At 58.8% G+C, this 21218-nt stretch carries 22 protein-coding genes; 6 read left to right on the forward strand and 16 right to left on the reverse strand.

Features of this window, described 5'->3' with window-relative positions:
* Positions 1-3: 3 nt before the first annotated feature.
* The 3 genes from AB4N82_RS03405 to pdeM are packed head-to-tail and all read left to right on the forward strand — an operon-like array spanning position 4 to position 3951.
* Positions 4-768, forward strand: a complete 765-nt coding sequence (locus tag AB4N82_RS03405) for an ABC transporter ATP-binding protein (protein ID WP_032891624.1) — start codon at positions 4-6, stop codon at positions 766-768.
* 58 nt (positions 769-826) lie between these two features.
* The gene (locus AB4N82_RS03410) at positions 827-3301 is read left to right on the forward strand and encodes a ligase-associated DNA damage response DEXH box helicase (protein ID WP_122764878.1); all 2475 of its coding nucleotides are present in this window, start codon (positions 827-829) and stop codon (positions 3299-3301) included.
* Positions 3298-3951 (forward strand): ligase-associated DNA damage response endonuclease PdeM, encoded by a 654-nt coding sequence (pdeM, locus tag AB4N82_RS03415; protein ID WP_122764877.1) that lies wholly within the window; start codon positions 3298-3300, stop codon positions 3949-3951. Before AB4N82_RS03410 ends, pdeM begins: the two co-directional genes overlap by 4 nt.
* A 23-nt stretch (positions 3952-3974) precedes the next feature.
* On the opposite strand, the gene AB4N82_RS03420 is transcribed toward pdeM, so the two are convergent.
* Together AB4N82_RS03420 and dcd are read right to left on the reverse strand one after the other, a co-directional pair.
* Positions 3975-4172 (reverse strand): hypothetical protein, encoded by a 198-nt coding sequence (locus AB4N82_RS03420; RefSeq protein WP_010212420.1) that lies wholly within the window; start codon positions 4170-4172, stop codon positions 3975-3977.
* A 107-nt stretch (positions 4173-4279) separates the two neighbouring features.
* Positions 4280-4846, reverse strand: coding sequence for a dCTP deaminase (gene dcd / locus AB4N82_RS03425; protein ID WP_003172320.1), 567 nt, complete (start codon positions 4844-4846; stop codon positions 4280-4282).
* A gap of 388 nt (positions 4847-5234) precedes the next feature.
* Between dcd and AB4N82_RS03430 the strand changes: the two genes are divergently transcribed.
* Positions 5235-5444 carry a cold-shock protein gene (locus tag AB4N82_RS03430; protein WP_002554837.1) on the forward strand — a complete coding sequence of 70 codons (210 nt, stop codon included), beginning with the start codon at positions 5235-5237 and terminating at the stop codon, positions 5442-5444.
* 209 nt (positions 5445-5653) lie between these two features.
* On the opposite strand, the gene rpoS is transcribed toward AB4N82_RS03430, so the two are convergent.
* From rpoS to AB4N82_RS03470, 8 genes are all read right to left on the reverse strand, one after another.
* Positions 5654-6658, reverse strand: a complete 1005-nt coding sequence (gene rpoS / locus AB4N82_RS03435; RefSeq protein WP_032891629.1) for an RNA polymerase sigma factor RpoS — start codon at positions 6656-6658, stop codon at positions 5654-5656.
* A gap of 105 nt (positions 6659-6763) precedes the next feature.
* A complete protein-coding gene (locus tag AB4N82_RS03440; RefSeq protein ID WP_032891630.1) occupies positions 6764-7600 on the reverse strand; it encodes a peptidoglycan DD-metalloendopeptidase family protein in 837 nt (278 codons plus the stop codon).
* 207 nt (positions 7601-7807) lie between these two features.
* Positions 7808-8443, reverse strand: coding sequence for a protein-L-isoaspartate(D-aspartate) O-methyltransferase (locus AB4N82_RS03445; RefSeq protein ID WP_169899534.1), 636 nt, complete (start codon positions 8441-8443; stop codon positions 7808-7810).
* 41 nt (positions 8444-8484) lie between these two features.
* Positions 8485-9234, reverse strand: coding sequence for a 5'/3'-nucleotidase SurE (surE, locus tag AB4N82_RS03450; RefSeq protein ID WP_032891631.1), 750 nt, complete (start codon positions 9232-9234; stop codon positions 8485-8487).
* Positions 9222-10280, reverse strand: a complete 1059-nt coding sequence (truD, locus tag AB4N82_RS03455) for a tRNA pseudouridine(13) synthase TruD (protein WP_122764876.1) — start codon at positions 10278-10280, stop codon at positions 9222-9224. The genes surE and truD overlap by 13 nt, the downstream gene beginning before the upstream one ends.
* Positions 10277-10750: a 2-C-methyl-D-erythritol 2,4-cyclodiphosphate synthase gene (gene ispF / locus AB4N82_RS03460; protein ID WP_032891633.1), complete on the reverse strand. Its 474-nt coding sequence runs from the start codon at positions 10748-10750 to the stop codon at positions 10277-10279. Before ispF ends, truD begins: the two co-directional genes overlap by 4 nt.
* Before the next feature lie 54 nt (positions 10751-10804).
* A complete protein-coding gene (gene fghA, locus AB4N82_RS03465) occupies positions 10805-11650 on the reverse strand; it encodes an S-formylglutathione hydrolase (protein ID WP_032891634.1) in 846 nt (281 codons plus the stop codon).
* A gap of 8 nt (positions 11651-11658) precedes the next feature.
* The gene (locus AB4N82_RS03470) at positions 11659-12771 is read right to left on the reverse strand and encodes an S-(hydroxymethyl)glutathione dehydrogenase/class III alcohol dehydrogenase (protein ID WP_032891635.1); all 1113 of its coding nucleotides are present in this window, start codon (positions 12769-12771) and stop codon (positions 11659-11661) included.
* Between the two features lie 110 nt (positions 12772-12881).
* On the opposite strand from AB4N82_RS03470, the gene AB4N82_RS03475 reads away from it, so the two are divergent.
* Positions 12882-13808, forward strand: a complete 927-nt coding sequence (locus AB4N82_RS03475) for a LysR substrate-binding domain-containing protein (RefSeq protein ID WP_122764978.1) — start codon at positions 12882-12884, stop codon at positions 13806-13808.
* Positions 13809-13946: 138 nt separating this feature from the next.
* Positions 13947-14147, forward strand: coding sequence for a hypothetical protein (locus AB4N82_RS03480; RefSeq protein WP_163034879.1), 201 nt, complete (start codon positions 13947-13949; stop codon positions 14145-14147).
* 394 nt (positions 14148-14541) lie between these two features.
* Here the strand turns inward: AB4N82_RS03480 and ispD are convergent, their stop codons facing one another.
* The 6 genes from ispD to tilS all read right to left on the reverse strand — a co-directional run bounded on the left by ispD (position 14542) and on the right by tilS (position 21209).
* Positions 14542-15249: a 2-C-methyl-D-erythritol 4-phosphate cytidylyltransferase gene (gene ispD, locus AB4N82_RS03485; RefSeq protein ID WP_032891639.1), complete on the reverse strand. Its 708-nt coding sequence runs from the start codon at positions 15247-15249 to the stop codon at positions 14542-14544.
* On the reverse strand, positions 15246-15524 hold the full coding sequence (gene ftsB / locus AB4N82_RS03490) for a cell division protein FtsB (protein WP_003231201.1): 279 nt from the start codon (positions 15522-15524) through the stop codon (positions 15246-15248). Before ftsB ends, ispD begins: the two co-directional genes overlap by 4 nt.
* A gap of 171 nt (positions 15525-15695) precedes the next feature.
* Positions 15696-16985: a phosphopyruvate hydratase gene (gene eno, locus AB4N82_RS03495; protein WP_032891640.1), complete on the reverse strand. Its 1290-nt coding sequence runs from the start codon at positions 16983-16985 to the stop codon at positions 15696-15698.
* A 157-nt stretch (positions 16986-17142) separates the two neighbouring features.
* On the reverse strand, positions 17143-17988 hold the full coding sequence (kdsA, locus tag AB4N82_RS03500) for a 3-deoxy-8-phosphooctulonate synthase (protein WP_010563535.1): 846 nt from the start codon (positions 17986-17988) through the stop codon (positions 17143-17145).
* A gap of 5 nt (positions 17989-17993) precedes the next feature.
* The gene (locus AB4N82_RS03505; protein ID WP_032891641.1) at positions 17994-19625 is read right to left on the reverse strand and encodes a CTP synthase; all 1632 of its coding nucleotides are present in this window, start codon (positions 19623-19625) and stop codon (positions 17994-17996) included.
* Positions 19626-19898: 273 nt separating this feature from the next.
* Positions 19899-21209 carry a tRNA lysidine(34) synthetase TilS gene (tilS, locus tag AB4N82_RS03510; RefSeq protein ID WP_122764874.1) on the reverse strand — a complete coding sequence of 437 codons (1311 nt, stop codon included), beginning with the start codon at positions 21207-21209 and terminating at the stop codon, positions 19899-19901.
* Between the last annotated feature and the right edge of the window lie 9 nt (positions 21210-21218).

Raw genomic sequence — 21218 nt, forward strand, 5'->3', positions numbered from 1 at the left:
CCCATGTACAAATTGACCGTTGAAGGCCTGCATAAAAGCTATGGCGACAATGAGGTGCTCAGAGGTGTCTCGCTCAAGGCCAAGACCGGAGATGTGATCAGCCTGATCGGCGCCAGCGGCTCGGGCAAAAGCACCTTTTTGCGCTGCATCAATTTCCTGGAAACCCCCAACGACGGCGCCATGACCCTCGACGGCAAACAGATCCGCATGGTCAACGACCGCCACGGCATGCGCGTAGCCGACGACGCCGAATTGCAGCGCCTGCGAACGCGGCTGGCGATGGTCTTCCAGCACTTCAACCTGTGGAGCCATATGAGCGTGCTGGAAAACATCACCATGGCCCCGCGCCGGGTATTGGGTTGCAGCAAGAAAGACGCCGAGGACCGTGCTCGCCGCTATCTGGACAAGGTCGGCCTGCCGGCACGGGTGGCCGACCAATACCCGGCGTTTCTCTCCGGTGGTCAGCAGCAACGCGTGGCCATCGCCCGCGCGTTGGCCATGGAGCCGGAAGTGATGCTGTTCGACGAACCCACCTCAGCCCTGGACCCGGAACTGGTGGGTGAAGTGTTGAAGGTGATCCAGGGGCTGGCTGAGGAAGGCCGCACCATGATCATGGTCACCCATGAGATGAGCTTTGCGCGCAAGGTGTCGAACCAAGTGCTGTTCCTGCACAAGGGCATGGTCGAAGAGCAAGGCGCGCCTGAGGATGTGTTGGGCAACCCGAAGAGCGAGCGCTTGCAGCAGTTCCTGAGTGGCAATCTGAAGTAAACCTTTGCGGTGCCGGGAGGGTCTGTGGGAATAGACCCTCCAGAGCGTCAGGCACCGCATGGCAAAACCCCACGACTTCGCCAAGACATGGTTCGCCGCCAAGGGCTGGAAGCCGTTCGACTTCCAGAAAGCAGTTTGGACGGCGGTCAAAGATGGCCAGTCCGGGCTGCTGCACGCCAGCACCGGCGCCGGTAAAACCTATGCGCTGTGGTTTGCCGCCCTCAATCGCTTCGCCAACATCCGCCCGCCTGGTACGGGCAAACGCAAACCGCCTGCCGAGCCCCTCACCGTCCTGTGGATCACGCCGATGCGTGCGCTGGCCGCCGACACGGCTCGCGCCCTTGAAGTGCCGCTGGCGACCTTGCAGATTCACTGGAGTGTCGGCCTGCGCACGGGCGATACCAGCAGCAGCGAGCGCGCCCGGCAAACCCGCCGCCAACCCACCGCACTGATCACCACGCCGGAAAGCCTGACGCTGATGCTCGCCCGCGCCGACAGCGAGTCGAGCCTGGCGCACCTGCGCATGGTGGTGGTGGATGAATGGCATGAGCTGATCGGTAACAAGCGCGGCGTGCAGTTGCAATTGGCGTTGGCGAGGCTGCGGCGCTGGCATCCCGACCTGATGGTGTGGGGCATTTCGGCGACCCTGGGTAATCAGGCCCACGCGCTTGAGGTTTTGGTCCCACAAGGCGGTGCAATCAATGTGCAGGGGCAAACGGCCAAATCCCTAAAAGTCGACACCTTGTTGCCGCTGGTTACCGAGCGTTTTCCCTGGGCCGGGCATATCGGTTTGAAGATGTTGCCGCAGGTGGTCGCCGAGGTGGAGGCCAGCAGCAGTTGCCTGGTGTTTACCAACACGCGGGCGCAGTCGGAAATCTGGTACCAGGCCTTACTGGAGGCGCGGCCCGATTGGGCTGGATTGATTGCCCTGCACCACGGCTCGCTGTCCCGGGAAACCCGCGATTGGGTAGAGCGCGCCTTAAAAGACGGCCAGCTTAAAGCGGTGGTGTGCACTTCCAGCCTGGACCTTGGGGTGGATTTTTTACCGGTGGAGCGGGTACTGCAGATCGGTTCGGCCAAAGGTATCGCCCGCCTGATGCAACGCGCCGGGCGCTCCGGCCACGCGCCGGGGCGACCGTCGAGGGTGACGCTGGTGCCGACCCACAGCCTGGAGCTGGTTGAGGCTGCGGCAGCCCAGGATGCAATTGCAGCGCGGCGCATCGAAGCACGCGAATCGCCCTACAAACCGTTGGATGTACTCGTACAACATTTGGTGAGCATGGCCCTGGGCGGTGGCTTTACACCGGATGCCTTGCTGGCGGAAGTGCGCGGCGCCTGGGCGTATCGCGACCTTACGGATGCGGACTGGGCCTGGGCGCTGGGATTTGTGCGCCATGGCGGCTTGTCGCTCACCGCTTATCCGGATTACCGCCGTGTGGAGCCCGACGAGCATGGCATCTGGCGCGTCCCCGACGCTCGGTTGGCTCGGCGCCATCGCATGAGCGTAGGCACCATTGTCAGCGACGCGAGTATCCAGCTGAAGTTCTGGAGCAAAGGCGGCGGCGGCAAGAATCTGGGCAGTGTGGAGGAAGGTTTTATCGCACGGCTCAAGCCCGGCGATGGTTTTCTGTTCGCCGGACGTCTGCTGGAGCTGGTGCGGGTAGAAAACATGACCGCTTACGTACGCCGCAGTACCGCAAAAAAGGCAGCCGTACCGCGCTGGAATGGCGGGCGCATGCCGCTTTCCAATGAACTGGCCCAGGCCGTGGTGGAGCGCTTTGACGCTGCGGCCCATGGGCGTTTCGAAGGCCCCGAGATGCGGGCGGTGCAACCGTTGTTGCAGACGCAGTTGCGCTGGTCCGGCCTGCCGACACGGGAACACTTGTTGGCCGAAGTGCTGAAGTCCCGGGAGGGGTGGCATCTGTTTCTATACCCGTTTGCCGGGCGTCAGGTGCATTTGGGGCTGGCGAGTTTGCTCGCCTGGCGGGTCAGCCAAGGGCAGGCGGTGACCTTCTCCATTGCCGTCAATGACTATGGTCTGGAGCTACTGAGCGCCACGCCGTTGGATTGGACAGTGTTGCTGAACGAGACCCTGCTTAGTCCGGCGAATTTGCTGACGGATGTAGCCGCCAGCCTGAATGCCGGGGAACTGGCGCTGCGGCGCTTTCGTGAAATCGCCCGTATCGCCGGGCTGGTGTTTGCCGGTTATCCCGGTGCGCCGAAAAGTACGCGGCAGGTGCAGGCGTCCAGTGGATTGTTCTTTGAAGTGTTCAAGCAATATGACCCGCAAAACCTGTTGCTGGCCCAGGCAGGGGAAGAAGTCCTGCGTGACGAGTTGGATATTCGCCGACTCGAAGAGACCTTGCTTCGGTTATCGGCGCTGAAAATGGATGTGTATGTGATCGAACGTCCAACGCCCCTGGCGTTCCCGCTGCTGGTGGAGCGGATGCGCGAAAGCATGAGTTCGGAAAAACTTTCAGAGCGCATTGGGCGGATGGTCAAGGACTTGGAAAAAGTTGCGGAGAAACGATGACGCATTGCTCGGTGACGCTTGGGGGCGAAGAACTGTGGTTGCTGGCGGAGAAAGCGGTTTACTGGCCTGCGCGCCAGTGCCTGTTGATTGCCGATGCGCACTTCGGCAAGGCATCGGCCTATCGAAGCCTGGGGCAACCGGTGCCACAAGGCACGACCTCCGACAATCTGCAACGATTGGACCGCGTGTTAAACGCCCTGCCGTGCGCGCAGGTGATCTTTCTCGGCGACTTCCTGCATGGCCCAGGCTCCCACGCCAGCGGCACGCTGAGCGCACTGAGGAGCTGGCGAGCGCGCCACAGCGACCTGGCGATGACCTTAATCCGCGGCAATCACGATAAACGCGCGGGTGACCCGCCTGCCGACTTGAGGATCGAAGTGGTTCCTGAACCCCTGCTGATGGGCCCATTCGCCCTGCAACACGAACCGGACGCCCATGCCACCCACCTTGTGTTGGCGGGGCATGTGCACCCGGTGTATCGCTTGCGCGGCAAGGGCCGGCAAAGCCTACGCCTACCGTGCTTCCTGCTGAGCTCGAGCGTCAGCCTGTTGCCGGCATTTGGCGCGTTTACGGGCGGATATACCGTGGAGCAAGACAATGATCACCAAATCTTTGTGATTGGCGACCATCAGGTCTGGCCAGTTGGCTGAAACACCGACTGGCCTGGCTGGTATCAAGCGACAGGTGCGGGTGGCGGCTCGTCCGGAAGAGTCGGCTCGCCGGGTTCGGTGGGCTGCGGGTAATCCGGCTCGGGTTGGCCAGGGATGCCGCCCGCGTAAGCGGGATCGGCCATCAGGGACCAGGCCAGAACACCAATCTGGTTGGGTTCAAGCCGGGCAAGTTCTGCGCTGATTCGCGGGTCGATCTTCATAAGGTACTCCTCAAGCGTGGCCCGACGCGTTTTGCACGCGCCGAGGCAGTACACCCAATAGAGTCACTTTCTTCGGACTAATTCCCTTTACGCGTAGGACCTTTCGATCAAGCGCGTGGCAAGGTGACGCCGCGCTGGCCTTGGTACTTGCCTGCGCGGTCTTTGTAGGACACTTCACAGGCCTCATCAGACTGAAGGAACAGCATCTGCGCTACGCCTTCGTTGGCGTAGATCTTGGCCGGCAGCGTGGTGGTGTTGGAGAACTCCAGGGTCACGTGACCTTCCCACTCAGGCTCAAGCGGCGTCACGTTGACGATAATGCCGCAACGCGCGTAGGTGCTTTTACCCAGGCAGATGGTCAGTACGTCACGCGGAATACGGAAGAACTCCACGGTGCGCGCCAGGGCGAAGGAGTTTGGCGGAATGATGCACACGTCGCTCTTGACGTCGACGAAACTCTTTTCGTCGAAGTTCTTCGGATCGACGATTGCCGAGTTGATGTTGGTGAACACCTTGAACTCATCGGCGCAACGTACATCGTAGCCGTAGCTGGAAACGCCGTACGAAATCACTCGGTCATCGCCTTCACCACGAATCTGGCGCTCGACGAACGGTTCGATCATGCCGTGCTCTTGCGCCATGCGGCGAATCCACTTGTCCGATTTGATGCTCATGGCGGGTGTCCTGAATAGCGAGGTGGAAAAATTCTGTGTGGCATCTTACCGGGGCCGGCGTTGGGGTTCAAAGGCCGTGGGGCTTTTCTTGATCAATACCCCGCCGTTTATAAGGCGCAACCAACGGGGCCGGGGCCGAACTGCCGGATCAGGGGTCTGTAAACACCACCGCCAGTCACGAAAATAGAGAAACCTTCGGAAATACCATTGGCACGTTCCGGAAAAAGGGTTAAGGTGGCGCCACTGTGCTGCTTGTGTCACTGAGAATCTCTACACGATATGTTGAATTTCGATCCAACCATCTCCAAGAATTTTTCCTGCTCTTTGCACTCAGTCTCGGCCAGGGCTTTTCCTGAGTCGCAGTTAACTTTGTCCAAGGAGATACACCATGTCTAATCGCCAAACTGGTACCGTTAAGTGGTTCAACGATGAAAAAGGCTTCGGCTTCATCACTCCACAATCCGGTGACGACCTGTTCGTTCACTTCAAAGCTATCCAATCCGACGGCTTCAAAAGCCTGAAAGAAGGCCAACAGGTTTCTTTCATCGCTACCCGCGGTCAGAAAGGCATGCAAGCTGAAGAAGTTCAAGTTATCTAACTTGTACTGACTTAGTCGAAAAGACCCCGCCCTTAAAAGCGGGGTTTTTTATGCCTGGGATTTGGTATTCGCACCAACTTTATGCCCGGCACAAAAAATGTGGGAGGGGACTTGCCCCCGATGGCGGCGTAGCAGTCGATACTTGCATTGACTGACACACCGCTATCGGGGGCAAGCCCCTCCCACATTCAAGCATTCAAGCCGTGTCGTTATTGAAACAACGACTCACTCGACAAGCCATTCTTCTCCAGGATCTCGCGCAAGCGCTTAAGCCCTTCCACCTGGATCTGCCGCACCCGCTCACGGGTCAGGCCGATCTCCAGGCCTACGTCCTCCAGGGTGCTGCTCTCATGGCCGCGCAGGCCGAAGCGGCGAATTACCACTTCACGCTGCTTGTCCGTGAGCTCCGACAACCACTGGTCAATACTTTGGGACAGATCATCGTCCTGCAACAGCTCGCAGGGATCTGTAGGCCGATCATCCGTCAGGGTGTCCAACAGGGTTTTATCCGAATCCGGACCCAGCGAGACATCGACCGAAGACACACGCTCGTTAAGGCCCAGCATGCGCTTGACCTCCCCTACCGGTTTTTCCAGCAGGTTGGCGATTTCTTCGGGCGAGGGTTCATGATCGAGTTTTTGAGTGAGCTCACGCGCTGCCCGCAGGTAGACGTTGAGCTCCTTAACCACATGGATCGGCAACCGGATCGTGCGGGTTTGATTCATGATCGCCCGTTCGATGGTCTGGCGGATCCACCAGGTAGCATAGGTTGAAAAGCGGAAGCCCCGCTCTGGGTCAAACTTCTCCACCGCGCGGATCAAGCCCAGATTGCCCTCCTCGATGAGGTCCAACAAGGACAACCCACGATTGACGTAGCGTCGGGCGATTTTCACCACCAGGCGCAGGTTGCTTTCAATCATGCGCTTGCGCCCAGCCGGATCCCCCTTTTGCGACAACCGCGCAAAATGGACTTCTTCTTCGGGGGTAAGCAGGGGGGAAAAGCCGATTTCATTGAGATACAGCTGGGTCGCGTCGAGCGCCCGTGTGTAATCAATGTATTTATGCTGCTTTAAAGCGGTAGAGTTCTTGGATTTGGTACGAACTGAAGGTGTTGCAGGTCCCTCATTCGACATCGATTCCATAGCGATACCGGTCTCCATAAGGAGAACCTCATCGTCGATGTCAAACTCCGGCGCTTCTTTACTGAGAGCCATTGTTATAGTCCTTTGGTGAGTTCGACCTCAAGCTCAAGCGACGCCTTTATCCTTGGCAACGCTGGAGCCTGTTCCTTCTACGTGAGGGAACAGGCTGGCAACACATCAACGACGGGGTAAGAATTGCAGCGGATCTACAGGCTTCCCTTGACGGCGAATCTCAAAGTGCAGTTTCACCCGGTCTGTACCCGTTGAACCCATTTCGGCAATTGTCTGTCCGACTTTGACCTGCTGCCCCTCCCGAACCAACAGCCTGCGGTTATGACCGTAAGCACTGACGTAGGTATCGCTGTGTTTGATGATGACCAGCTCGCCGTAGCCCCGTAAACCACTCCCGGCGTACACCACCGTCCCATCAGACGCAGCTAAAACAGGCTGTCCCAAATCACCGGCGATATCAATGCCTTTATTCAAACTACCGTTTGAAGAGAATTTTCCAATTAATACTCCGTTTGAGGGCCATCCCCAGCCCGTCGGAGCAGGCCCGGCAGGCGGCAACGGCGCAGCTGTTGGCTTGCCTGAGGCCGCCGGGACAGCAGTGCCGGCAGGGCGTGTAATGATGGTGGTTTTGCTAGAAGACGACGGCGAAGATCCTGTGTTTGTCACAACCGTCGTAGGCGTGGAACCGGTGCGACCGTCAAAGCGAATCGTCTGACCCGGATGTATGGTGTAAGGCACAGGAATATTGTTACGAGCTGCTAGTGCCTTGTAATCCCACCCGTAACGGAAGGCGATTGAGAACATCGTGTCGCCCTTGCGCACCACATATTGCCCGGTGGTTACCGTGGGCTTTTGCGGTGCCGCACTATTACGGTCAACGACCCGTGCGCCGCTGCTTGGCGAGCTGGAACAGCCGACCAACAAGGAACCGAAGACAAGGCCAAGCACCAGTCGTTGAAAACTTGTTTTACCCATACGCTGCGCAAGACCTGTGAGACTCACCCGCCGCTCCCTTTGTGGTGGCTGAACATGAATGCCTGTATCAGGCTTGAAATATGTCGCAAGTATAACTGGGCACTGAAGTTTTACCGGCACGCGACTGAAACGAATCATTCAGCGTGTTGAATCACCGCACCTATCATGTTGACTTGATAGACCCCGCCGTAAGACAAATCCCCGTCCGCAGAATTCAGTAGCGTCGAAAATTCGTCAGGCCAGCGGTCCGTTGAGCAACGGAACAAAACGCACGGCGCCCAATACATGCCGGGAAAAACCGTCGTCCTCACGGACAATAAGCATCAATTGTTGCACTTCGCCGGAACCGACCGGGATGACCAGGCGCCCGCCTGGCGCCAATTGGTCGAGCAACGCTTGCGGAACATCGGTGGCCACGGCGGTGACGATAATGCCGTTGTACGGCGCCAGCGCCGGCCAGCCTTCCCAGCCATCGCCCCAGCGAAATACCACGTTGCGCAAGTTCAGCTCCACCAAGCGCTCCTTGGCACGGTCTTGCAGCACCTTGATGCGCTCCACCGAGAACACGCGCTCCACCAACTGCGACAGCACGGCGGTCTGGTAGCCGGAACCGGTGCCGATCTCCAGCACCTTGTCCAGCGGGCCCGCCGCCAGCAGCAGCTCGCTCATGCGCGCCACCATGTAGGGCTGGGAGATGGTCTGGTTATGGCCAATCGGCAACGCCGTATCTTCATAAGCGCGATGGGCCAGGGCTTCATCGACAAACAAATGACGAGGGGTGCGGCGGATCACTTCCAACACCTGAGCGTTGGACAACCCCTCTTCATAAAGGCGCTGGATCAAACGCTCACGGGTGCGCTGGGAGGTCATACCGATGCCACGACGCAGCAGGTCGTCTTGTTCACGAGCCATCAGCGCAATCCCTCCAGCCAGACTTCAAGACCACTGAAGGCATCGCTGAAGGTGCGGTCGAATTGCAACGGAGTAATCGACACATAACCCTGCATCACCGCGTGAAAGTCCGTGCCCTCGCCACCGTCTTCGGCATCGCCAGCTGCCGCTATCCAATAGCCTTCCTTGCCACGCGGGTCGACCACCTTCAACGGGGCCGCCGCACGGGCACGGTGGCCAAGACGTGTCAGCTTGATGCCGCGAATGTGATCGAGGGGCAAATTGGGAATATTGACGTTGAGCACCGTGCGCGGCGGCAGGTCCAGGGAGGCATGAGCCTCCACCAACTTGCGTGCGAAATAGGCGGCGGTGGGCAAATTGTCCAGTTGCCGCGAGGCAAACGAAAAAGCGAACGAGGTACGACCCAGAAAGCGCCCTTCAAGCGCTGCCGCCACGGTGCCGGAATACAGCACATCATCACCCAGGTTGGCGCCGAGGTTGATGCCTGAAACCACCAGGTCCGGCTCTTGATCCAACAGGCTGTTGATCGCCAGGTGCACGCAGTCGGTGGGCGTGCCGTTGACACTGATAAAGCCATTAGCCAGAACCTGCGGGTGCAGGGGACGGTCGAGCGTCAGCGAACTGCTGGCGCCGCTCTTGTCCTGGTCGGGGGCAACCACCACGCACTCGGCGTAATCTTCCAGCGCAGCATAGAGCGCAGCAAGACCGGGTGCGGTGGCACCGTCATCGTTTGATATCAGAATACGCATGGGCTGTCCGTCTGCCCCACCGGCACCAGATCAACGAGCTCGCGCACCAAGACAGTGGCGAAGCATCCGGCCGGTAGGACGAATTCCAATTGCAGAATGTCAGGCCCGGGATAATGCCACGTCAACCCGCCAATGGGCAGTCGCAGAATGCGACGTTCCTGGCTCATGCCGGCATTCACCAGCCAATCACGCAGGTCGGCTTCACCGGCGGCAACCGCCTGCTCCAACTCAAACGTGGCGCCCGTCGCCGGAGAATCACCCTCGCCCCACTGCGGGCCGGTGGGGTGCAGATCCAGGATCGCCAGGCGCGGGTCGCTGCACTCAGCCTCACCCGCCGGAAAAAAACTGCGGCTGTCAGTAAACGCCAGCAGATCACCCACTTGCGCACGCTGCCAGGAACCGTCGGCGACGCGCGCCGCCAGTACTTTGTTGAAGAGGAAACTACGCGCTGTAGACAACAACCGCGAACGCACATTGCGCTGCTCCGGCAGGGCCTTGCGCGCAGCCCATCCACGGGCGTCGACAACGTTGCCACCGTCGTGGCCGAAACGCTGGGTGCCGAAATAGTTGGGAATGCCGTGCTGGGCAATCAGTTGCAGGCGCGCGTCGATGGCGGCGGTATCACCCACCAGTTGGGTCAGGCGCAAGGTGAATCCATTGGCCGCGTGCGCGCCGCGCTGCAGCTTGCGCTTGTGACGGGCAGTCTTGAGGATCTTGAGCGTGTCGTTTTCAGCAGCGCTCATATCCGGGTCGGCCTTGCCCGGCAGTTGCACGCTGAACCACTGGCGGGTCAGCGCCTGACGGTCCTTGAGACCGGCATAGCTGACGGTGCGCAACGGCACACCGGCGGCCTTGGCGATACGGCGCGCAGCTTCCTCGGTGTTGAGGCCACGTTTTTCCACCCACAGCCAAAGGTGCTCGCCCTCGCCGGTCAGCGGGATATCCAGCACTTCGTCCACCTGAAAATCTTCGGCAGTGGCCTTCAGGACGGCGCTGCCCAAAGCTTCGCCGTAGGCACGCGGGCCCAGCAGTTCCAGATCATTCATGCGCGCAGCAACAAGGCGACGGAGTGCACCGCAATGCCCTCTTCACGACCGGTAAACCCGAGCTTTTCGGTGGTGGTGGCTTTCACGTTCACTTGATCCAATTCAATTTGCAGGTCTGCGGCAATCAGTGCACGCATTGATTCGATATGGGGCGCCATCTTCGGCGCCTGGGCCACGATAGTGTTGTCGACGTTACCGACCTTCCAGCCCTTGGCGTGGATCAGGCTGACCACGTGGCGAAGCAATACACGGCTGTCAGCGCCCTTGAAGGTGGGGTCGGTGTCCGGAAAATGCTTGCCGATATCACCCAACGCCGCCGCGCCGAGCAAGGCATCGCTCAAGGCATGCAAGACAACGTCGCCGTCGGAATGAGCCAGCAACCCATGGTGGTGTGCAATGCGCACGCCGCCCAGGGTGATGAAATCGCCTTCAGCGAAACGGTGCACATCGTAGCCGTGGCCAATACGCATAAAAAAACGCCCCGATTTAATTCAGGGCGTGATTCTACCTACTTTTGCCTCACATTAACCGAGCAAAGCGCGGCCATGGTGTCGCAAATGGTCTTCGATGAAGCTGGCGATGAAGAAGTAGCTGTGGTCATAGCCGGGTTGCAGGCGCAGTTCCAGCGGATGCTTGGCCGCCTTGGCCGCTTGCTGCAAGGCCTCAGGCTTGAGCTGCACCGCGAGGAAATCATCGCGATCGCCCTGATCAACCAGCAAGGGCAGCTTTTCCGAGGCTTCGCTGATCAATACGCAGGCATCCCATTCACGCCACTTAGAGCGCTCTTCACCCAGGTAACGGGAGAAGGCTTTCTGGCCCCACGGGCAATCCATCGGGTTATTGATAGGCGAAAACGCCGACACCGACAGATAACGCCCGGGGTTGCGCAACGCACACACCAGTGCGCCGTGTCCGCCCATGGAGTGGCCGCTGATACCACGCTTGTCCGAAGCGGGGAAATGCGCTTCAACCAAAGCCGGCAATTCCTGCACCACATAGTCATGCATCCGATAATGCTTGGCCCATGGTTCCTGGGTGGCATTCAGGTAAAAGCCAGCGCCCAGTCCAAAGTCCCAGGCGTTATCCGGATCACCCGGGACACCGGGACCGCGAGGGCTGGTATCCGGCGCCACGATGATCAGCCCCAGCTCGGCGGCCATGCGTTGCGCGCCAGCCTTCTGCATGAAGTTCTCATCGGTGCAGGTCAACCCGGAGAGCCAATACAACACCGGCAGCTTGCCGCCCTGCTCCGCTTGCGGCGGCAGGTAAACGGCGAAGGTCATGTCGCAATCGAGCACATCGGAATGATGCTTGTAGCGTTTATGCCAGCCGCCGAAGCTCTTCTGGCAGGACAGGTTTTCCAGACTCATGGGAGACCTCAGAAGTGGATGACGGTACGAATGCTCTTGCCTTCATGCATCAGGTCAAACGCTTTGTTGATGTCTTCCAGGCCCATGGTATGGGTAATGAACGTGTCCAGCGGGATTTCGCCGGTCTGGGCCATTTCCACGTAGCTTGGCAACTCGCTGCGACCGCGTACGCCGCCGAATGCCGAACCGCGCCAGACGCGACCGGTCACCAACTGGAATGGGCGCGTAGCGATTTCCTGGCCCGCACCGGCCACACCGATGATCACCGACTCGCCCCAACCTTTGTGGCAGCACTCAAGGGCAGCACGCATCAGTTGCACGTTGCCGATGCACTCGAAGGAAAAATCCACACCGCCGTCAGTCAAATCAACAATCACGTCCTGGATCGGGCGATCGTATTCTTTCGGGTTGATGCAGTCGGTGGCGCCCAATTGCTTGGCGATTTCGAACTTGGCCGGGTTGATGTCGATGGCAATGATGCGACCGGCCTTGGCTTTCACCGCGCCAATAATGGCCGACAGACCAATACCACCGAGACCGAAGATGGCCACGGTGTCGCCCGGCTTGACCTTGGCAGTGTTGATCACCGCGCCAATACCGGTGGTAACGCCACAGCCCAGCAAGCAGACTTTTTCCAGCGGCGCTTCTTTAGGAATCTTGGCCACGGAAATTTCCGGCAGCACGGTGTACTCGGAGAAGGTCGAGGTGCCCATGTAGTGGAAAATCGGCTGACCCTTGTAGGAAAAACGCGTGGTGCCATCTGGCATCAGGCCTTTGCCTTGGGTGGCTCGAATGGCTTGGCACAGGTTGGTCTTGCCCGACAGGCAGAATTTGCACTTGCCACATTCCGGGGTGTACAGCGGGATCACATGGTCGCCGACGGCAACTGAAGTCACACCCTCGCCAATCGCTTCAACCACCGCACCGCCCTCGTGGCCGAGAATCGATGGAAAGATGCCTTCCGGGTCAGCACCCGATAGGGTGTAAGCATCGGTGTGGCATACGCCGGAGGCCACAACGCGCAGCAGGACTTCGCCAGCCTTGGGCATGGCGACATCCACTTCAACAATCTCAAGGGGTTTCTTGGCTTCGAAGGCGACGGCGGCGCGGGACTTAATCATCCGGTATTTCTCCAGGGCGTTAAAAATTGAGAGGGAGAGTGTAAAACATGGCTTACTGATTAATAATCCAGCCAAAAGCAAAACATTATTGCTGTACAGGGACAATCATGATGTCGGAAAACCGCTGGGAAGGCATCGACGAGTTCGTCGCCGTGGCTGAATGCAGTCAATTTACAGCTGCCGCCGAGCGCCTGGGTGTGTCGTCGTCCCATATCAGTCGCCAAGTCGCACGCTTGGAGGAACGGCTGCAGACACGGTTGCTTTATCGCAGTACACGCAAAGTGACCCTGACCGAAGCCGGGCAAACCTTCCTCCAGCATTGCCAACGCTTGCAGGACGGCCGCGAAGAAGCATTGCGGGCGGTGGGCGACTTGACCAGCGAGCCAAAAGGCATGTTGCGCATGACGTGCGCCGTGGCTTATGGCGAGCGATTTATCGTGCCTTTGGTGACGCGGTTCATGGGGCTTTACCCGCAGTTGCGGGTGGATATCGAACTGAGCAACCGCCAGCTCGATCTGGTACACGAAGGCCTGGACCTGGCAATTCGCTTGGGGCGCCTCTCAGACTCAACAATGGTTGCCAGCCGTCTCGCGCCGCGGCGCATGTACTTGTGTGCATCGCCGTCCTATCTCGAACGCTATGGGCGCCCCCATAGCTTGTCGGAATTGAGTCGGCATAACTGCCTGATTGGCAGCTCGGATATCTGGCAACTGGCTCAGGACGGCCGGGAGTTTTCCCAGCGGGTGCAGGGAAACTGGCGTTGCAACAGTGGACAAGCGGTGCTGGATGCTGCATTGCAGGGCGTGGGATTGTGCCAACTGCCGGATTATTACGTGCTGGAACATTTGCGCAATGGTGCACTGGTGTCGCTGCTGGAAGCGCATCAGCCGCCGAATACAGCGGTGTGGGCGCTGTATCCGCAGCAACGGCATTTGTCGCCAAAGGTGCGCAGTTTGGTGGATTACCTAAAAGAAGGCCTATCAAACAGGACAGAATACAAAGCCTCTGACCCCCTGCTCTCCCACGACTTCATTTGATGACCAGCGCTACTGTCAACTCTGACAGTAGTGGACAAAGATGAATGGTGCTTCCCTACGGTTTCACTGCTGGCGCTGCATCATCAATTTTACGGCGCTGCCCAGTGAGGCCTATCAAGATGACGCAGGGAAACTGCCATGAAAAATGTAAACACCGCAGATATCGAAAAGCAGCTTGAACAGAACATAGCTGCATATAAAAAGCACAAAGTCGATTCAGAGGGTTCAGCCGACTTAAGGATCGAAAGTACTGAACGCTATGCGACCAAAGACGCACATTTTTATCAATTCAACAATCATGAAGTGGATTCAGATAGCAGTGCCCGCAACAGACCCTGAAGCCCCCGGTCATCCGGTAATCATGGATATTCTTTCTTTTAGCCCACCCTTTGAATCGGGAAGTTTCGATCTCATCACCGGATTCCCCATCCGGCTAAACGTTCACCATCCTTTGCTACGCGACGCCAAAATGAAGCATGGCAAGTTGGAACTGACAGTAGAAGATAGACAACTAAATGGCCAACTCAGCTGCGAGTTCACCCATGAACACCTTGAACTTAAAATGAACACGGCATTCGCGATCACAAAACCATAGGAAGACGACGTATCAATAATCGGTGCTACGCGCGACCGGTGCCCATGACAGCGGTATGGGCACTTTCAGGTCAAACATACCGAAGATGAAGACGCCGCCGAGAACAGCGTTTGCCTGGCACAGCCTCTCAGCCAACAATCACTGCCGATTTGCCCAGCGTAACCGTAACCACTCCAGATCCTCAGGCCGGGTCACCTTGATATTGTCCGAGCGCCCCTCAATTAACCGCGGCGCCTGACCGGACCATTCCATTGCCGAGGCCTCATCGGTGATGACCGCATCCGCTACCAGGCTATCGGCCAAGGCACGATGCAACGCACCGAGTCGGAACATCTGCGGCGTGTACGCTTGCCAGATCAGGCTGCGGTCGACGGTTTCATCGACGCGACCGTGCTTGTCGGCGCGCTTAAGGGTATCGCGGGCCGGGACGGCCAGTAGGCCACCGACAGCATCATCGGCCAGTTCGCTTAACAGTTTGTCGAGATCATCGCGGCTTAAATTGGGCCTGGCGGCGTCGTGCACCAGCACCCAGTCGTCATCGCTCGCGCCCAGGGCATTGAGGTGCAACAGAGCGTTTAGCACCGAACCCGAGCGCTCCGAACCGCCGTCCGCACGCTGTATACGTGGATCAATGGCGCATGCCAGGTTGGGCCAATAAGGGTCATCCATGGCAAGGCTGACCACCAACCCCTTGAGATTGGGGTGGTCGAGAAAACAGTAGAGGCTGTGTTCAAGAATAGTGCGCCCGCCCAATTGCAAATATTGCTTGGGACGGTCCGCAGCCATACGGGCACCGACGCCCGCGGCGGGAATTACGGCCCAGAAGGCCGGCAAACTGTTGCTCATTGGGCCAACTGGTAGAGGGTTTCGCCCTCCTTGACCATGCCCAGTTCGTGACGAGCCCGCTCTTCAACGGTCTCCGTGCCTTTTTTCAACTCAAGCACTTCAGCGTCCAGGACGCGGTTGCGCTCCAGCAGGATCTCATTTTCGGCGTGCTGTGCAGCAATTTGCTCAGTCAGGTCTTTTACCTGCGCGAAGCTGCCATTACCCACCCACAGGCGGTACTGCAGGCCAGCCAGCAACAAGAGCAAGACGAGGAACAACCAATTGGGACTGCGCATCGAATATCGGGTATCCAGTGAAAAAAGACAGCCATGCATAACTTTTGAAGCAACTGATAGCACGAAGCCTGGAAGAACCAGGCTTGTGCTTGATAGCCATCAGATTAGCGCCGAAATGTTCACTATCGTGAACTTTCCGACGCAATCCGCCGACTTTTTACCATTTACAAATTAGCCGCGAAACTCGCCGCGACCGTTGTACTTGGCTTTGCCAGCCAGTTGCTCTTCGATACGCAGCAATTGGTTGTACTTGGAAACGCGATCGGAACGGCACAGCGAACCGGTCTTGATCTGGCCCGCCGAAGTGCCCACAGCCAGGTCGGCGATGGTCGAATCTTCGGTTTCGCCGGAGCGGTGGGAGATCACGGCAGTGTAGCCCGCAGCCTTGGCCATCTGAATGGCTTCCAGGGTTTCGGTCAAGGTGCCGATCTGGTTGAACTTGATCAGGATCGAGTTGGCGATCTTTTTATCGATGCCTTCTTTCAGGATCTTGGTGTTGGTCACGAAAAGGTCATCGCCCACCAATTGGACTTTCTCGCCGATCTTGTCGGTGAGGATTTTCCAGCCGTCCCAATCGGACTCATCCAGGCCGTCTTCGATCGAGATGATCGGATAGCGCTGGGTCAGGCCCTTCAGGTACTCAGCAAAACCTTCGGAGTTGAACACTTGGCCTTCGCCGGACAAATTGTATTTGCCGTCTTCGTAGAACTCGCTGGCCGCGCAGTCCAGGGCCAGGGTCACGTCAGTACCCAGCTTGTAGCCAGCGTTGGCCACGGCTTCGGAGATCACTTTCAGCGCATCTTCGTTGGATGCCAGGTTTGGAGCGAAGCCACCTTCGTCGCCTACAGCAGTGCTCAGGCCACGGGCCTTCAGAACAGCTTTCAGGTGATGGAAAATCTCGGTACCCATGCGCAAGCCTTCGGAGAAGGTCTTGGCGCCAACCGGCTGCACCATGAATTCCTGGATGTCGACGTTGTTATCAGCGTGCTCGCCACCGTTGATGATGTTCATCATCGGCACCGGCATCGAGTAAACACCCGGAGTGCCGTTCAGGTTGGCGATGTGAGCGTACAGCGGCAAGTCCTGGTCCTGGGCAGCAGCCTTGGCAGCGGCCAGGGAGACGGCGAGGATAGCGTTAGCGCCCAGGCTACCTTTGTTTTCGGTGCCATCTAGCTTGATCATCGCGTGGTCCAGAGCTTTCTGGTCCAGCGGATCCTTGCCCAGCAACAGGTCACGGATCGGGCCGTTAATGTTGGCTACAGCCTTGAGTACACCCTTGCCCAGGTAACGGCTCTTGTCGCCATCACGCAGTTCCAGCGCTTCGCGCGAACCGGTAGAAGCACCGGACGGCGCGCAGGCGCTGCCGATGATGCCGTTATCGAGAAGCACGTCGGCTTCGACGGTGGGGTTGCCACGGGAGTCGAGAACTTCACGACCTTTGATGTCGACGATTTTTGCCATTGTTGTAAACACTCCAAAGTTGACGAAAACGACGCAGCTGAAGGGAAACTTTTGACCGACCGCAAGGGTGGAACAACGGGGCAGGCTTGCAGGCGACAAGGCTCAGGCCCGAGGGCCTGAACAGAAAACGTGGGAAAGTCTACCGGAGAAACGACGCTTACGCGGTCTCTACTGTCGGAAAACTCTTGACCAGTTCGTCCAACTGCTTGAGCTGGGCCAAGAATGGCTCCAGCTTGTCCAGGCGCAGGGCGCATGGACCGTCGCATTTGGCATTATCCGGGTCCGGGTGGGCCTCCAGGAAAAGGCCAGCCAGGGACTGGCTGATGCCGGCCTTGGCCAGGTCCAGCACCTGGGCACGGCGCCCGCCTGCGGAATCGGCGCGACCACCGGGCATTTGCAGCGCGTGGGTCACGTCGAAGAACACGGGGTATTCGAACTGCTTCATGATGCCGAAACCGAGCATGTCCACCACGAGATTGTTGTAGCCGAAGCTCGAACCACGCTCGCAGAGGATCAACTGGTCGTTACCCGCTTCCACACACTTGTTCAGGATGTGCTTCATCTCCTGAGGTGCGAGGAACTGGGCTTTCTTGATATTGATCACTGCGCCGGTCTTAGCCATCGCGACGACCAGATCGGTCTGGCGCGACAGAAAGGCCGGCAACTGGATGATGTCGCACACCTCGGCGACCACGGCAGCCTGTTCAGGCTCGTGGACGTCGGTGATGATCGGCACGCCGAAGGCTTGTTTGATGTCCTGGAAGATCCGCATGCCTTCTTCAAGGCCTGGGCCGCGGTAGGACGTTACGGACGAGCGATTGGCCTTGTCGAAGCTGGCCTTGAACACGTAAGGGATACCCAATTTCTGGGTAACCTTGACGTACTCTTCACAGACCTGCATCGCCATGTCGCGGCTTTCCAGCACGTTCATGCCGCCGAACAGCACCATGGGCTTGTCGTTGGCAATCTCGATGTCGCCTACGCGAATGATCTTCTGGGCCATCAGGTTTACGCCTTCTTCTGATGTTGCGTCAGTGCAGCTTTGACAAAACCGCTGAACAGCGGGTGACCGTCGCGTGGAGTCGAGGTGAACTCTGGGTGGAACTGGCAAGCGACGAACCATGGATGATCCGGTGCTTCGACCACCTCAACCAGCGCGCCATCACCGGAGCGACCGGAGATTTTCAGGCCGGCTTCTTTGATTTGCGGCAGCAGGTTGTTGTTCACTTCGTAACGGTGACGGTGACGCTCGACGATCACGTCCTTGCCGTAGCAATCGTGAACCAGCGAGCCCGGCTCCAGCAGGCAATCCTGCGCGCCAAGGCGCATGGTGCCGCCCAGGTCGGAGCTTTCGGTACGGGTTTCAACAGCGCCGGTGGCGTCTTCCCACTCGGTAATCAGGCCCACGACCGGGTGACCGCTCTTGCTGTCAAACTCGGTGGAGTTGGCGTCTTTCCAGCCAAGCACGTTGCGGGCGAACTCGATAACCGCCACTTGCATGCCCAGGCAGATACCCAGGTACGGCACCTTGTTCTCACGAGCGTACTGTACGGCGGTGATCTTGCCTTCCACGCCACGCAGGCCGAAACCGCCTGGAACGAGGATTGCGTCAACACCTTCGAGCAGCGCGGTGCCCTGGTTCTCGATGTCTTCGGAGTCGATGTAGCGCAGATTGACCTTGGTACGGTTGCTGATACCCGCGTGGCTCATCGCTTCGATCAGCGACTTGTACGCGTCCAGCAGCTCCATGTACTTGCCGACCATGGCGATGGTGACTTCGTGCTCAGGGTTGAGCTTGGCGTCAACCACAGCTTCCCACTCGGACAGGTCCGCACCGTTGCATTGCAGGCCGAAACGCTCGACCACAAAATCGTCCAGGCCTTGCGAGTGCAGGATGCCCGGGATCTTGTAGATGGTGTCGGCGTCTTCCAGGGCGATCACCGCACGTTCTTCAACGTTGGTGAACTGCGCGATCTTGCGACGCGAGGAAATGTCGATCGGGTGATCGGAGCGGCACACCAGCACGTCCGGCTGCAGGCCGATGGAACGCAGTTCCTTGACCGAGTGCTGCGTAGGCTTGGTTTTGGTTTCGCCAGCGGTGGCGATGTACGGCACCAACGTGAGGTGCATCAGCATCGCGCGCTTGGCGCCGACTTCGAAACGCAACTGGCGGATAGCTTCGAGGAATGGCTGGGATTCGATGTCACCCACGGTGCCACCGATCTCGACCATCGCCACGTCGGCATCGCCTGCACCCTTGATGATGCGGCGCTTGATTTCATCGGTAATGTGCGGAATCACCTGGATGGTTGCACCCAGGTAGTCACCACGGCGCTCTTTGCGCAGAACGTGCTCGTAGACACGGCCGGTGGTGAAGTTGTTGTTCTGGGTCATGGTCGTGCGGATGAACCGCTCGTAGTGGCCCAAGTCCAGGTCGGTCTCGGCGCCGTCGTGTGTGACGAACACTTCACCATGCTGGAACGGGCTCATGGTGCCCGGGTCGACGTTGATGTACGGGTCCAGCTTGAGCATGGTGACTTTAAGCCCCCGCGCCTCCAGGATGGCCGCCAATGAAGCGGAGGCAATGCCTTTCCCCAATGAAGAAACAACACCGCCCGTGACGAATATGTAGCGCGTCATGAAAAACCCTAGAAGTCTGCGTTAAAGCGGTCCGAGCCGCCGGGGAAAGCGAAGAGAGGCCGAAGCCCCCGATCACCAGCATTAATCACAGTGCACCTTTCAAAAAAACCGCCGCGTTGTGACAGACCAGCAGTGAAACACCGGTGCGTTGATCGCTACACATTTTTTGGAATCGCCCAGCAAAGACGGCTTGGTAATCGGCAACTGCTGCGATTCAGGCGAATCCACAGAAGTTGTATCAAGAAGGGAGCGTAGTCTACCGGAAAGGCTCTATCAGCTCAAACCTTGATCGCAGCTCTGTGGCATCCAATGTAATTTCCAGCCATCACTCGGTGAGGCCCAGAGTCCAGTGAGGTTGGGCACGCCGAGCAATTGCTCGCCCTGATACAGCAGCGGCAATCTGCCACGGACGAAGCCCGGCACTCCATGCTCATTGAGCAGGCGCTTCAGGTCACGCCGGCCTCGGCCTGGCACTTCAAGCATTTCACCGCCCTGGCGATAACGGACCTCCAGCGGGACTTCGGGCACCTTGCCGATAATTTTCAGCAGGCCATTGCCGGGTAACTCTAGTGGGTTTTGCGGGCGAGGCCAGCTCACCGACGCGCGGGAAAATTCCGACCAGGCGCGAGACAACCACCAGATGCGTTCGCCACAACGGTGCAATTCTCCATCGGCCAGGCGCCACAAGGGCTGTGCGTCGCCCTTGGCATCGCGTAGGGAATACCAGCCAGCCCAGTGGTCGGTGTCGGGCAACCGGGTCAGCGGCGCCAGCCAATGACGTAGGACGTTGCGCTGACGAGCATCGGAAAGATCGCGCAGTGGGCCGAGGGCCAATGACGGCAAAGGCAGCCAAGGAAACCGTGAAGGTTGATCCGCGGCTTGTAGGTCCATGCAGGCTAAATCACCCAGCAACGCCTGGGCTTCACCGAGGTGTTCGGCAGTGCGGGCCAGGCTGGAGACGGCTTGGGGCCAACGCTCCGTCAATGTCGGGATCACGCGGTGACGCAGGTAATTACGGGAGAAGCGTGGATCGGCGTTGGAAGGATCTTCAATCCACTTGAGTTGATGATCAGCGGCATAGGCTTCCAACTCGGCGCGCGAGACATCCAGCAACGGCCGCACCAAATGGCCGCCCGCCAATGGACGGTGCACAGGCATTGCCGCCGCCCCCCGCACGCCGGCCCCGCGCAACAGGCGAAACAGCAGGGTTTCAGCCTGATCGTCGCGATGCTGGCCCGTGAGCAACACCTCCCCTGCCCCGATCACCTCGGTAAACGCCCGGTAACGTGCATCACGCGCTGCACGCTCAAGGCTGGCGCCGGGCTGCACCTGCACACGCTTTACGCGCAGGGGCACGCCCAGCCTGTCGCAAATGGACTGGCAATGGCTCGGCCAGGTGTCGGCGGCGGATTGCAGGCCATGGTGGACATGGACAGCGCTTAGAGGCGGAAGGGCTTCGGCGCTGGCCAGGAGATGCAGCAGGACAGTGGAATCAAGACCACCAGAGAAGGCGATATGCCAAGCCGGGGCTTTGCGCCAAGGGGCTAGGGCGTGCAGGAGTTTGGCGGATAAAGTCGGTTTCATCACAGGTTA

This window comes from Pseudomonas sp. H1_D04 (genome assembly GCF_054683855.1).

Excerpts from the sequence above, each read along its gene's own strand:
- AB4N82_RS03405 (WP_032891624.1), top strand. The coding sequence starts at position 4 with ATGTACAAATTGACCGTTGAAGGCCTGCATAAAAGCTATGGCGACAAT.
- AB4N82_RS03410 (WP_122764878.1), top strand. The coding sequence starts at position 827 with ATGGCAAAACCCCACGACTTCGCCAAGACATGGTTCGCCGCCAAGGGC.
- pdeM (WP_122764877.1), top strand. The coding sequence starts at position 3,298 with ATGACGCATTGCTCGGTGACGCTTGGGGGCGAAGAACTGTGGTTGCTG.
- AB4N82_RS03420 (WP_010212420.1), bottom strand. The coding sequence starts at position 4,172 with ATGAAGATCGACCCGCGAATCAGCGCAGAACTTGCCCGGCTTGAACCC.
- dcd (WP_003172320.1), bottom strand. The coding sequence starts at position 4,846 with ATGAGCATCAAATCGGACAAGTGGATTCGCCGCATGGCGCAAGAGCAC.
- AB4N82_RS03430 (WP_002554837.1), top strand. The coding sequence starts at position 5,235 with ATGTCTAATCGCCAAACTGGTACCGTTAAGTGGTTCAACGATGAAAAA.
- rpoS (WP_032891629.1), bottom strand. The coding sequence starts at position 6,658 with ATGGCTCTCAGTAAAGAAGCGCCGGAGTTTGACATCGACGATGAGGTT.
- AB4N82_RS03445 (WP_169899534.1), bottom strand. The coding sequence starts at position 8,443 with ATGACCTCCCAGCGCACCCGTGAGCGTTTGATCCAGCGCCTTTATGAA.
- surE (WP_032891631.1), bottom strand. The coding sequence starts at position 9,234 with ATGCGTATTCTGATATCAAACGATGACGGTGCCACCGCACCCGGTCTT.
- truD (WP_122764876.1), bottom strand. The coding sequence starts at position 10,280 with ATGAATGATCTGGAACTGCTGGGCCCGCGTGCCTACGGCGAAGCTTTG.
- ispF (WP_032891633.1), bottom strand. The coding sequence starts at position 10,750 with ATGCGTATTGGCCACGGCTACGATGTGCACCGTTTCGCTGAAGGCGAT.
- fghA (WP_032891634.1), bottom strand. The coding sequence starts at position 11,650 with ATGAGTCTGGAAAACCTGTCCTGCCAGAAGAGCTTCGGCGGCTGGCAT.
- AB4N82_RS03470 (WP_032891635.1), bottom strand. The coding sequence starts at position 12,771 with ATGATTAAGTCCCGCGCCGCCGTCGCCTTCGAAGCCAAGAAACCCCTT.
- AB4N82_RS03475 (WP_122764978.1), top strand. The coding sequence starts at position 12,882 with ATGTCGGAAAACCGCTGGGAAGGCATCGACGAGTTCGTCGCCGTGGCT.
- AB4N82_RS03480 (WP_163034879.1), top strand. The coding sequence starts at position 13,947 with ATGAAAAATGTAAACACCGCAGATATCGAAAAGCAGCTTGAACAGAAC.
- ispD (WP_032891639.1), bottom strand. The coding sequence starts at position 15,249 with ATGAGCAACAGTTTGCCGGCCTTCTGGGCCGTAATTCCCGCCGCGGGC.
- ftsB (WP_003231201.1), bottom strand. The coding sequence starts at position 15,524 with ATGCGCAGTCCCAATTGGTTGTTCCTCGTCTTGCTCTTGTTGCTGGCT.
- eno (WP_032891640.1), bottom strand. The coding sequence starts at position 16,985 with ATGGCAAAAATCGTCGACATCAAAGGTCGTGAAGTTCTCGACTCCCGT.
- kdsA (WP_010563535.1), bottom strand. The coding sequence starts at position 17,988 with ATGGCCCAGAAGATCATTCGCGTAGGCGACATCGAGATTGCCAACGAC.
- AB4N82_RS03505 (WP_032891641.1), bottom strand. The coding sequence starts at position 19,625 with ATGACGCGCTACATATTCGTCACGGGCGGTGTTGTTTCTTCATTGGGG.
- tilS (WP_122764874.1), bottom strand. The coding sequence starts at position 21,209 with ATGAAACCGACTTTATCCGCCAAACTCCTGCACGCCCTAGCCCCTTGG.